A 12,315-nucleotide genomic window follows, 5' to 3' on the forward strand; every position below is an offset into this window, starting at 1 on the left:
CGAGCCCGCCAACGCCGGATCGGAGGTCGCCTGAAACTCACTCATCCACAGGTATTGACAATATCTCCAGACTGACCGCGCGTCCCCTGAACATGGCATGGGTGGCGTTGTCGAAGAACACATCGTTTTCGAACCGACGCTCAAGTTCAGCCAGAGGCTGTCCCGATGCCGCCTCCAGGGTTCGGCGGTCGACGTACACCGTCATGATGTAGCCGTCCACGACGCCGTTTTCGATGATTGTCGACATGTACGCACCCTCGACGGCACCGACATTGATGGTGAACAAACGCCGGCCTGCCCCAGTCGAGGGCAGGCAGCTGATCGACCATCCGTCAACGATCGTGTCCTTGGGATGTGCGATCGCGGCGTGGAGATAGCTGCGTGCGACCGCCACCGCGAGTTCTAGGTCGTAGGACTCCTTCAGCCTGAAGTAGTTGTCCTCGGTGGCGGAGGGATAAGCGCGTGGCACGTGACGGTCGTCCTTCATAGGGTGGGATTCACGCACGTGTGAACACGGTCGCGATGGTGCTGTATCAGTCGGTCGGTAAAGGCATCACAGGGTCGGCGCCGAACAGTGATCCAGTCTGGTTCCTGAAGGTTCTCCAGACTAGTCATTCACTCGAATGTCATTCAGCCGGTCTAGGTGAGGTGTCTGTCTTTTCGAGATTTCGCATGGGAGCAACGACTGATTTGACCTGGCGAGTGTCGCTTGTAGCTTCCAGGGTGGCACCGATACCAGAAGGATCCTGAGCAGGGCGCCCGGTATGTTGGGGAGCCCGGCTCCATCTGCCGCTTGTCTGTTGCGGCGGTGTCGGGGGCGGAGTCGGAACGTGCGTGCTGATGTGGGCTACGGGCTGGTGGTTTCGAGTGCAGCCGCCGCGAGTTGTCGGCAGTGTGAAGGTTTGTATGCGGACTGGCGTTTGCGCATCAGATCGAGGTTGAATGCTGCGGCGGATCGGCGGACGTGCTTCGACTTCAAGACCGAGCGGAGATGGCGGATGTCGTCGATGAGCAGGCACTGTTCGTACGCGCCGCCCGATTTGTGGTTGTAGTCGTCGTCGAACATCACTCCGCGTGCGGCGAGGAGGGCCCGGCCCCACCTGCCGGTCGGAAGATGGCGTTTGTCGACGAACATCACAGCTCCGATGGTGTCCGCGTCGTCGGAGACGGCGATGTAGAACGTCTCTAGGGCTGCCATCGAGACGCAGAAGATTCGTCTCCGGTTGGAGCTGGGGAAGCAGCTAACGGTCCAGAAGGTCGCTTCGGTGCGGCGGGGGAACGGAATGCACTGAGCGGCATACACACCGAGTGTCTCGACGATCTCGGTATAGCGTGAGTGCTCTTGGAGGCGTCGGAAGTCACCGTCGTGGGCGGCGAGTTGACTGCGATCCAGTTCGATCAGTGGGTGCTGGTCGAGGGCGTTGTGAGTGATCGGATCGTGCAGCCACGCTTCTTGCTCGTCCTCGGTGATTAGTGTGTCGAGGGTCGACGGCCCGAAGTGGCCGCTGGCGTGTTCACGGTTTCGGACGATCAGCCCGGCGAGTTGTGCGTCGCGGACCAGTTGCCGCTCGACCTTGCGGCGCTCCGGTTCATCCCCGGGGTGTGGCAGGAAGCGAAAGATCTGCACATCGGGGTGTTTCTTGAGGTGGTGCGGTAGTCGCTGGGCGACATCCTTCGCGATGCCGATGTAAATGTCATGGTGGGCGCACTCGAACAGATAGAGGCCGCACCGCTCGGCAGGGAAGTCGGTCTTGAACTGCGTCAGACCGTCACGGTTGAACGTGTACGTTCGGTCGCCGTACCCCTGGGCAATTGCCCACTTCGCAATGTCGACGTTGCTCGACCATCGTGGTACGAGATCATCACTGGGCGCATTGGTTACCACCATGTGCGAATGGTACGAGGGGAGGTAGCCGGGGCGTTCGTTGGGATTCGGACTGTGTACTCGATACTCGCGGAAGCAGGTTCGCGGGTCGGCGAACTATCACGAGTCCGCGACCTTGGAGCCCGGCTGTCGGCCACCGCGACTGGACTGGGCCTGCCGCGATCGGACTACCCCGGACCCGTTTGAGAACTACCATCTGCGGGGTCGATAGATCGAAGTGGCCCTATGGACGGCGCGCTTCAGCTGCGAGTTGTCGATCTCGAAGTGAGCATCGACGTCCGGTGGTAGGGGATCGCAGGGACAGCGACCGTCGGCTTGACCGGCGTACGTTGAGAGCACGGCGCCGTCCTGAACTACGAACACGTCCGGATAGATCTCGCATGCCAGGCCATTTGAATTGGTGAGGTGAGTCGCCTTGACCTCGTACATTCGCGTTCCTCCCGGCGAGCGCCACGGGTTACCCGATGATCGTGTATTCCGGAGACCTTAACTGGTATGTGCCCACTGTTCTCGCAAAAGTCATGCCGTCATTCCTGTGAAGGGAAGGCGGCTGCGATTGGAATCGCACTCGAACCGCCAGTGGGTACCGGCAGTCCGAGTGTGCTGAGGGGGGGCACAGAGGCGTCGATCTCGCCCGGGGGCTTTTCGACGAAGGTGAGCAGAGGGTAAGGACGTTGTGTGGTGGTTTCGTTTCGATCCCGACCATTGGGCGGCGATTGATCATGCCGGTTCGTCGCGGTCTCTGTCGTTTGCATGACTGACTGCGCAAGTCTGCGACTGGTGAAATACTGACGACAATTTTCTACTTTCAGGGGGAGCGAGTGTCGGACATGATCGCCGAAATATCTGTGCGAGGATGACTTACAGCCCTGGTCAGGGGTCGTCGCGCCCATTTTTGCGTTCTCAGGAGACGTCACGGTGACCTCACCCTCGGACCCGTTCGCTTCCGATCCTTTCGCCGCCCGGTCGCCGTCGTACCCAGGCGGGTTACCGGCCCCGCCGTCATTCACCCCGAGCGCAGGTGACGCGAGTCCCGGTGCCCCCGGTGGTGGGCGTGGTCTGACGGTGGCGACCCCGCCTATCGGGCTCCTTGCGGTAGCTGGAGCGGTCGCCGTGCTCGGTGTTGTGCTCGGACTCGTGGCAGGCGGTTCGGGCCCGCTGGCCCTTGCGGGTTGGGCTTTGGCCGGTCCGGGAGCGATCGGGGTGTTATCGGCGTTCACCTTGCTGGACACGAAACGTCGGGCTGCCCCGGTGTACACGCAGCCAAGCTGGATTACGGCGGCGTATTGGAGCGTGTTGGTAGTAGCCGGAGTCGGAATTGTGATCGGCGCGTTGCGAGTCGCAGATTGGGTGGGCCGGCTGTGAGGATTTCCACACGGGTGGCGGTGGCAGCTGCGCTCCTTGCCTGCGCTGCTGGCGGGGCGGTTGTCAGTCCGATGACAGCCGCTGCGGCTCCATCGGGCACAGCGGTCACCGACTTCGGTGCCTGTCTGGCGTCTCAGCGTTCGGGCGACCTGCTGTTGATGATCGACGAGTCCTCCAGCTTGCAGACGTCCGACCCAGATGCGGCGCGGGTTACTTCGGCGGAGTACCTAGTCGGGCAGCTTGCCGCATTCGAGAACTCGTCCGGCGTCGACTTGAATGTCGCCGTCGCAGGGTTCGCCGACACGTATTCGGTCGATCTCGAGTGGACTGCACTTGACGACGGGACGTTGCCTGCCATCAACGGTGCGCTGGACGGATTCCGAACTCGCAACCAGGGCATCGATACCGACTACTGGTTGGCGTTGGACGGGGCACGCGAGACCCTCGCTGCACGGACCGCGGGCATCGACGGTGCCGGCTCGTGTCAAGCCGTTGCGTGGTTCTCGGATGGAAAGATCGATTTCACATCACGCGGCGACACACGCAAACCCTATGCTCCGGAGACGTCCCTCGACTCTCAGGCCGGGGTGGATCAGGTGGTCAGGACGGCGACGGAATCGATCTGCCGGCCAGGCGGCGTCGCCGACCAATTGCGTTCGTCCGGTGTCGTGCTTTTCGGTATTGGTCTCGCCGCGGGGACGGCGGCACCTGCAGATTTCGACGTGATGAGGTCGATCACGACGGGTGAGCCGTCGGGCTCCACGACATGTGGGGCGATCTCGTCGCCGAGCCCGGGCGACTTCTATCTGGCCCAGAACATCGACGATTTGCTGTTCGCTTTCGATGCGTTCAGCACGCCGGGGCAGTCACCGTTGGCGCGGGAAGCTGGAGTCTGCGCTCAGATCGTGTGTGAGGAGGGTAAGCACCGTTTCGTGCTGGACCGGTCGATCGGCAGTGTCGCGGTGCTCGGGTCCGCCGATTCGGAGGGTTTGATTCCCACCCTGATGTCGCCGCTCGGGGATCAGGTTCCTTTGCCGGACACCGGTCAGGAGGGGCGAGCCGATATCGGTGGCGTTGACATCAACTACCGGTGGCAGTCGCCCCGGACTATCTCGATCGAGATGACGAATCCTTCGGCGCCGCAGTGGCAGGGTTTGTGGTCCTTGGTCTTTGTCGATCCTGCCGGTTCGTCGTCTGCGCGTTCTAAGTCGAACATCCATATCTCGGGCAATCTGTTTCCGGCGTGGAAGGGGCAGCACACCGTCGCCATTCATAGCGGCGAGTCGTCCGTGCCGGTGGACCTTGCAATCGTCGATTCTGTGCGCTCCGAGATCGATGCGGAGTCACTGCTCGGTAAGGCTTCTCTGTCGGTGGTTCTGATTGGGCAGGATGGTCAGCAGCGCACGGTTGCGGCTGGTATTCCGAAAGATCGGATCGACCAGCCGGTGATTCTCGACCTCAATGAGGTGCCGGCGGGTCAGGCGACGCTCCGCCTCACGTTGGATGTCACCACGGCGGATGCGACGACGGTGTCGGGACAGACTGAACCCGGTACGCCGCTGGCTCCGCAGTCGGTTGACATTCCGCTCGCGATTGCTCCGCCCATCGGTTATCCGACGCTGCCGGCCAAGATTGACTTCGGCACGGTCGAGGGTGCCGGACAGTTCGGTGTGGATGTGCCTGTCACCGGTCCCGGGTGTGTGTGGCTTCCCGAATCACCTCCGGCTTCGGTGCTGGCGTCGCCGGACGGGGCCGGCAGCATTACTGTCGCCTCCTCGACGGCCGGGGCCGCCGCATGTGTTCAGGTCGAAGAGGGGCAGACCGGGTCGATTCCGGTGTCGTTGTCCGTTCCGAACTCGGTCAATGGTGTAGTCAATGGGTCAGTGTCGTTGATGGTTGCGCCTGCAGGTGAGCTGGATCGAGCGCTTCCCGTTGATGTGCCCTTCACGGCTGCGCTTGAAAAGCCTCTGGATAAGGGCAACTTCATTCTTGCGCTGGTCGTGGCTCTGCTGCTCGGCCCGGGGATTCCGCTGCTGCTGTTGTATGGCGGGAAGTGGTTCACGGCGCGGATACCTGCGCGCACGCTCAAGGCGCAGCAGTTCCCTGTCACTGTTTCGGGAGCCACGGTTCTCCGCGATGGTCGGCCGTTTGCGCTTACCGATCGGGATCTCATCGAGGTTGTCCGGGGGCTCGATTCGCCGGCGCGGCAGCTCGACATCGGTGGCCTGGTGTTGAGGACGCGTGTTGGTCGCTCGCCTGTGGGTGCCGGGTTCGTGGTGGTTGAGTCCGGTGCACGTGCCGGGGCATCCGGTTCCTCCCCGTCGATGTTCGGAAGGCGACCCCACGCGAGGTTGCCTCTGGCCGTGCACAACACCTGGTTCGTGCTCCATGACCCGGCGGGTCCGTCCGATGCCGCCACCGTGGTCCTGCTCGTCGGAGACGATGCAGGGCCGACGGTGCGGGGTGGGTTGGTCGACGATATGCGTAGTCGGTTGCCTGGCGTCCTGTCGGATCTGCGCGCGCGTGCAACACCGGCATCGGGTTCGCCTAGCGCTCCTGCTTCGGGTGGTGCAGCGGATTCGTTCGATCCCTTCGGAGGATCTCCGCAGGGTTCCTCGCCGATTTTCGGTGGTGGGAGTCCGGGCGCGGCTCCATCGGACCCGTTCGATCCCTTTCGTGGTGGAAGCAATCGATGACGGACTCGGCGACAACGACAACCTGGATCGACAACAAGGTGGAGGGTGACGGATGAGGCGATTTCTCGTCGTCGGTTGCGGTGGTTCAGGTGGAGCCACGCTGGCGTACATGATGGACCAGCTACGGTCGGACCTGGCTGCGCATGGTGTGAATGAGATTCCTGCTGGTTGGCAGTTCATTCATCTCGATGTCCCTACTGCTCCGTCACACGGTCCGGACGGTATGGGGAATGTGCGCGACCAGGGTGGCCAGTACGTAGGTACCGGTCCGCAGAGTGACAGCTACAGCGTTCTCGACAACGCGATGAGTCAGCAGTTCGCCGGGAAGCAGAAGCTGGACACGATCGCGACGTGGGCGCCGCGGAATCCTGCCACTGTGCACACGCCGCTGAGCACGGGCGCGGGTCAGTTCCGTGCATTGGGGCGGATGATCACGCTGAGTCGGGCTGTGACGGTTCGTGAATCTCTTCAACGTGCCTGGGAGAAGTTGTTTCTCGTTGAGACCGAGGCCGAGATGCGGGATCTCGATGTGCCCGGTGCAGGGAAGTACGATTCGGCTGAGCGCCCGGTGGTTCTAGTGGTGTCCTCGATGGCCGGCGGGGCCGGTGCGTCGATGGCCCTCGACATCTGTCGACTCCTTACCCTGATTCCGGGTGTCGATCCGCGGCTGATGGGTGTCTTCATGGTGGCACCTGACATCTTCGACGGGTTGGACGCGTCGGCGACTACCGGAGTGCGTGCGAATGCGCTGGCGATGCTCGGGGAGATCGTGGCGAGCCAGACCGGGTCTGCTCGTGAGCACGACGTGTCGATCCTGCGGGCGCTGGGACAACAGAACGGCGAGGGCGAGCTGATCCCGTTTGCGCGAGTGTTCCCGGTTGGCCGGTATGTCGGGGCCGAGCGGACCTTGTTCGGCGACGGCACCCCGAATGCTGTGTATCGGGGTCTTGGTCGAGGGCTGTCCGCGTTGATGATGAGTGTCTCGGCAACGCAGCAGTTCGTCGAGTGGGACTTGACCAATGGTGGCGGCCTGCCCGGAAGCCGGGAATTCCTCGGTTGGGGCAACGAGATCTGGGATCCGTTGCCGTGGGGTACCTTCGGATTCGCGAGCCTGAGCATGGGGCGCGACCGCTATGCCGAGTACTCGGCCCAACGATTGGCGCGGAGCAGCGCGGATAAGTTGCTCCGAGGTCATGTGCAGATCGGGAATCCGGCGTCGGAAGACGAACAGGCTGGTGCGATTCTCGACAACCAGTGGGGCAATATCCGCGGAAAGCTTGGTCTGCCGGCGGTGTCGGCAGGGTCGAATTTGCCATTAGACATTGGTAACTGGGTGACGTCCACCGTACTTCCGTCGAGTGACGCGGTTACCCTGTCGGCGCAGGTGGTGGACGGCGAGCTGCGTGACTATATTCCGTCGGGCAACGGTCTCAATGCGTCCAGTTGGGTTCCCGAAGTCAATCGCGCGTTGAGCGTCCGACGTGCCGCGCTGTTGACAGGTGCTCAGAGCGCCGCGTACTCGTGGGCCTACCGGTGGCATCTGGAATTCGCGCGCCGGCTTGAGGGTGTCGTCGCGGCGGCGATCGCGGACCTCGGGTTGCCGTATGCAACGGCGTTGGTCAAGCGGGTCTCGCAGTACATGCAGAACGACATCTTGACGACGACGCAGGACATCAGCAAGTACGCGCCGCAGGATATCGCCGCCCCGCCGGAGGATGTGCGCACCACGTTGGCGGCTTTGCGGGGCAACATTGCCAACGCCAACGAGATTGTTCAGAGCGTCCTCGATGGGGCGCGTAGGACGGTGGAGCGGCAGATCTACGCCTCGTTGTCGGCGCATCTGAGTGCTGCGGCGGGCGCGATGGTTACGGAGGTTTTCGATCCGCTGATCGCGGCGTTGAACGAGTCACACACACTTCTGCGTCAGGCTTCGCTGGAACAGACTCGTGATCTGGGTCTGGCGCGACTGCAGACCTCGCAGTATGCGGCGTGGCCGTCGGACAGCGATGAGCGTGTGCCGAGTCGGTTCGCGGAGGCGAACAACGAGGTGATGTTGACCAGCTCCGCGGATTTCAAGCAACGGTACGAGCTCGATTTGCCTGCGTCGGTGGGGCTGCAGAGCGTCGATCAGCGTGGGTTCGGTGAGGCGGTGGTCCGTGCGGGCGCGCAGGTGATCACGGGGCAGTGGCAGACCCTCGATGGGACGAGGGCGCCGGGGGAGGAGTTGCCTCTCGTGGAACGGATCGCGACGTGGCGTTCCCGGGTGTTCCCGACTGATCCCGGGACGGGGGAGTCGATTATCTCGTCTCCGTCCAAGTACGACGTGCACACTCGGCCGGCCGAGTTGCTCTCGCGTGCTCGTCTGTATGTGGCGCGCACGGGTGAGGCCTTCGACAAGTTCTGTTCGGTGTCGTTGCAGGAGTTCGTCACCGGTGTAGGTGCTGCGGAGTCGGAACTTGCCGGCCGCCACCGGGACGTGGTCTCGAAGTTCGGGCAGGCCATCTCTCTGGCGAAACCGTTGGCCAGTGTGAATGAACAGGCGTTGCAGGCTATTCACGGCGATCGTCAGATGGAGTATCGGTTCAAGTTCTCGTCGGTCCCGTTTCGGGGGTTGCGGGTGGGTGACGATCTTGTCGCCGCCCTGGATGAGGGTTCGCGGATCGATGAGAAGACGAAAGAGGTCCTCAGGAATGCGCTGAGCGACGAGAAGCAGATCAAGCGGATCGACATCTTCGGGTCGTACCCCAACTATTCGCCGTTGGCGTACAACTCGGTCCTCGAGCCGGCGGCGCGTCAGTGGCTCGAGTCGTCGCCGTCGCAGCGGAAGGCGTTCTGGACGATGCGGCGGGCGCGGCCTCTGGCTGCGTCGCTGCCGATGCATGGTGCTGAGCGTCGGGCGTTGGTGGCCGGGTGGATTCTGGGGCAGATTCTCGGCCGTATTCATCTGCCGCAGGCGCCGTTCGTGGAACCGGCCCGGATCTGGGATGAGGAGGCAGGGCGGTGGCTCGAGTTCCCGAACCCGCTGCTGACCCCTCCGTCGGAGTTTTCGGCGGATTACGACTGGCTGCCCGCGGTCCTCGAGTCGGTGCTGTTGGCGATGGCGCAGTCGCATGAACCGCCGGTGATGTCGTCGATGTTGCCGTACCGGGCGCTCCGGAGAATTTACGACGGATCGGCGGAGGACGAGGTCAGCGGCATCTTCGGGCTGTCGGCGGCCACTCACCTCACCGAATGGCTCCGAACGGGTTCCACGAATACGGGTGTGGGATCGAGTGTCCCGGACACCGGCGAATCGGTGACGGTGCAGGAACGGGCCGAGCGGGTGAAGTTGTCGCTGCAGGAGTCGCGAGATTTCGCGGGTCGGCACTACATGCCGCCGGGGTCGGGCGGCGCGGTCGGCGAGGCGGGTGCTGTCGGTGGTGGGGTGTTCTCCACTATTACGGTGCGGGCTCAGGCATCGAAGACACCGATCTTCAGGGATGTCGCCCCCGATGTGTTCTGGGCGACAGGAAAGCTGATTTCTCTGGTCGATGAGTGTGCGCTAGCTGCGCTCCGCCCGAAGGTGGGTGTGGACAGCGTTGTGCCGCAGGCTCCCACATCGAGTTGGCCGGCGTCTGGTGACGCATTCGAGATCCCCCAACGAGGAGCGATCTGACATGTCTGAACTGACCGTGTTCTTGGCGCCCCGCGGCATCGCGGAGGGGGTCAAGGATGTCCTGAAGGATTTGTCGGCTGCACAGTTGATCGAACCGTTCATCTGGATCGACGATGACGGGGCGGCCAAGAACCCGGTCGAGGCAGTGCGGGTCGAGCGGGGCAGTGAGTACGACACGACGCTGCAGGAAGTCGTCTCGACGCACCGGATCGATGTCCTTCGGCTCGGTGTTCTCGTCCCCGTGATCGGCGGCGAGGAACCGCTGGACACCGGCGTGGAACGGCGAATCGCGGAGTTGGCGACATCGACCTCCGGCGGCGCGCGGGTGGTCCGTGTTCGGCTTCTTCTCGCCCGCCCGGGTAGTGCTCCCACCGCAGACGCGGTGTGTGCACTCGATGGTTGGCACAACGTGCTTGTTGCGCCTGAGGACGCTCGTGGTCCGGGCATGGGGCATGTGGCGCTCGGTCCCGCCACTGGACCTGCCGATCTGGGGAGGTTCGCGGCTCCGGTGGTGGCGGGTGTAACCGGTCTGTGGAGCGATGTCGAGCACGCCCCCCTTGACGACAAGCCGGTCCTTCCCGGTCATCTGGTCCGCATTGCCCGGTCGTTCTATCGGCGTCTCGATACGTCGGTGGCCGAGGACTCGCTGCGGGGCAAGATCCTCGCACAAGAGGGTGGTTTCCCGCTGCCGCGCGAGAACGGTGCCCCAGTGACGTATATCAACGACGTCGCGCTGGCCACCCGATCGATGGCGGACGCGTTGTGGCGCAAACACGCCGGTGTGCTTCGGGGGCCGCGGTTGGCATATGAGGTGATCGATTCGCAGCGTGTCGGTTTCTGGGACGCGCTGCGGATGTTCTTCTCGTTCCTGTGGGCGGCACTGCGCAATGCGCCGTCGGCGTGGTACGCGCGGGTGGTGAACAGTGTGTCCACGGGAGTGGCGAACGCGGTTCACGCAACTGTGTTCGGGGCAGCGCCGTCGGCGTATGAGGTCGTTGTCAAGGGTCGGACATCGCAGGGTGATCGGGCGAGCTGGTCCGAGATCGGTTATGCCTCGGAGCAGCTCGGTGGAACCATGGATTCGCCTGGTGACGATCAGCATCATGCGGCGCGGGTGGACCTGTCCGATCTATGGCAGGACTACAGTCGAGCAGCGTTGACGCTTGCGGACGCGGGCGCGCGATCGGCGGATCTTCCTCCCGTGCAGGTGGGGGCCAGTCGAGGAATCCTCCGACGTGCCTCCGATGCGGTGCCGGGTCCGTCCGAGAGGTTCGACCAGATCCCGGGAATCGTGGCAGCGACGGTGGGAACCCACAGCGTCGACGCCACCGACACTCTGGGTATTCGTGAGCTCCGGGACAAGCTCGGGGCCTTGGATCAGGATCCCAATATCGGGTTGGAGGCCCGGCGGACGGGCGCCGCACTCGATGAGTGGCAGCGGCGGGGCTCCAACAGTTTCGGTGTCGTGGTGGGGCAGCGGATCGCGGGACAGTTCTACGCGACGTTCCAGGAGGTTCGGGAGTTGCTGGCCCGCTTGCGGGCCGCTGGTGAGGAGCCGGTGGAGGGGAGCCGGCGGCATAAGACGCTTGCACGGTGGGCGCAGATCACGTTCGCCTTGCTGGTGTTGGTCATCGCAGTGTCGGCGGTTGCGATTGCGCAGGACTGGTTGGTGTGGTGGCAGGGCGCTCTGGTGATCCTGACGGCGATCGTGTTGTGGATCGTCGGGTTGGTGATCGTCTTCATGCGGAGCCAGCAAGAGCTGTTCCAGCAGTTGAATAAGCGTAAGAAGGGGATCGCCGATCTCGAGGTGGACCAAGCCAATCTTCGTAGTGGGTTGCGTGACCTCGATCGTCTCGCCAGTGCGTACAGCCAGTACCTGGTGTGGAGCCGGGCGCTCGGCGCGTTCCTCGCCGAACCGCTGGGACCTGACGAAGTTCGCACCTCCCATGACGGACGCATCGCGTGGGGTCTGCCGAAGAGCACCGCGATCGGGTACGCGTCGCCGCACTCTGAGGAGGTGTCGACTGCGGCCGAGTACTTGCGGCAGGACCTGTTCGGCATGGGATGGTTGACGTCGTCGTGGGAGCGGCTTCTCGGTAGTGCGGGCACGTCGCTCGGTATTGAGGGTCGCGACATCGCGGCGAATCCTGCGGTGTTGTGGTCGGAAGCGGGTAGTGGATCGGGCTCGCCGCTCGAGCGGTGGTCGGCGGCGCTGTTCGCGGGGACTGTGACGTCTACTGGTGCTGCGTTGATGTGGGACAAGGCGCGCGCGAACCTCCTGGGTCCGAAGTCGGAGTTGGTTCGTTCCCTGGTGGGCACTGTCGATGTGGAGGTCGACGGCGTGACGAGGTCGACCTCGATCGACGACTTCATCGCGGGTGTGGGGGAGGAACGCCCGAGCGGGAGGGCGGACCATTTCGATAGAGGGGTGTTGACCGATTCGGCGACCACCGGGGGACTCACCGCAGTGAAGGATGACGTGCGTCACCGGAGTTACGTCGGCATCGGATCCGTCAGTGTCGTCACACAGTTCAGCGATGGGTTGTCGGTCGACAACCTTCAGTTGGCACCGGCCGCCGTCGCCGATGCGCAGGTCAGCCAATGGGATGTGCCGGCGTTCCCGACTGCGCACGCGGGTGGCAGCGCACCGTCCGGAGCTGCCGGGGTCGACAGCTTTGAGCCACCACGGGCAGAAGAGGGTTTCAGGTTCTGAC

Annotated in this window: 5 protein-coding genes; 3 read left to right on the forward strand and 2 right to left on the reverse strand. The window is 63.5% G+C overall.

The window, feature by feature from the left end; translation table 11 throughout:
- Nucleotides 1–37: 37 nt before the first annotated feature.
- Together AZG88_RS02330 and AZG88_RS02335 are read right to left on the reverse strand one after the other, a co-directional pair.
- On the reverse strand, nt 38–487 hold the full coding sequence (locus tag AZG88_RS02330; protein WP_061696932.1) for a hypothetical protein: 450 nt from the start codon (nt 485–487) through the stop codon (nt 38–40).
- Nucleotides 488–847: 360 nt separating this feature from the next.
- Nucleotides 848–1,888 (reverse strand): hypothetical protein, encoded by a 1,041-nt coding sequence (locus tag AZG88_RS02335; RefSeq protein ID WP_061696933.1) that lies wholly within the window; start codon nt 1,886–1,888, stop codon nt 848–850.
- A 1,433-nt stretch (nt 1,889–3,321) separates the two neighbouring features.
- Here AZG88_RS02335 and AZG88_RS02345 point away from each other — a divergent pair.
- The 3 genes from AZG88_RS02345 to AZG88_RS02355 are packed head-to-tail and all read left to right on the forward strand — an operon-like array spanning nt 3,322 to nt 12,314.
- On the forward strand, nt 3,322–5,946 hold the full coding sequence (locus AZG88_RS02345) for a VWA domain-containing protein (RefSeq protein WP_061696935.1): 2,625 nt from the start codon (nt 3,322–3,324) through the stop codon (nt 5,944–5,946).
- Between the two features lie 52 nt (nt 5,947–5,998).
- On the forward strand, nt 5,999–9,601 hold the full coding sequence (locus AZG88_RS02350) for a tubulin-like doman-containing protein (RefSeq protein WP_061696936.1): 3,603 nt from the start codon (nt 5,999–6,001) through the stop codon (nt 9,599–9,601).
- Nucleotide 9,602: 1 nt separating this feature from the next.
- Nucleotides 9,603–12,314, forward strand: coding sequence for a hypothetical protein (locus AZG88_RS02355; RefSeq protein WP_061696937.1), 2,712 nt, complete (start codon nt 9,603–9,605; stop codon nt 12,312–12,314).
- Nucleotide 12,315 lies beyond the last annotated feature (1 nt).

Source organism: Rhodococcus sp. LB1 (genome assembly GCF_001583455.1).
Lineage (GTDB): Bacteria > Actinomycetota > Actinomycetes > Mycobacteriales > Mycobacteriaceae > Rhodococcus_F > Rhodococcus_F opacus.